General features: G+C 54.4%; 2 tRNA genes and 1 rRNA gene. All 3 read right to left on the reverse strand.

The annotated features are described in order from the left end of the window. Positions 1 to 76, reverse strand: a tRNA-Ala gene (locus tag G9G57_RS25405). Between the two features lie 22 nt (positions 77 to 98). Continuing rightward, positions 99 to 175, reverse strand: a tRNA-Ile gene (locus G9G57_RS25410). A 36-nt stretch (positions 176 to 211) separates the two neighbouring features. Beyond that, positions 212 to 285: ribosomal RNA gene (gene rrf, locus G9G57_RS26505) — 5S ribosomal RNA — on the reverse strand; the annotation flags it as partial.

The following is a 285-nucleotide window of genomic DNA, read 5'->3' on the forward strand; positions in this document are numbered from 1 at the left end:
TGGTGGAGCCAAGGGGGATCGAACCCCTGACCTCCTGCGTGCAAGGCAGGCGCTCTCCCAGCTGAGCTATAGCCCCAAACTTTTAGTCAATCTAGAAATGGTGGGCCTTAGTGGACTCGAACCACCGACCTCACCCTTATCAGGGGTGCGCTCTAACCAGCTGAGCTAAAGGCCCTAATTCATTAAATTTTATCATCCTTTAAAGGATTTTGCTTGGCGGCGTCCTACTCTCCCAGGACCCTGCGGTCCAAGTACCATCGGCGCTGGAGGGCTTAACGGTCGTGT

Source organism: Paenibacillus sp. EKM211P (assembly GCF_011066175.1).
Taxonomy (GTDB): domain Bacteria; phylum Bacillota; class Bacilli; order Paenibacillales; family Paenibacillaceae; genus Paenibacillus; species Paenibacillus polymyxa.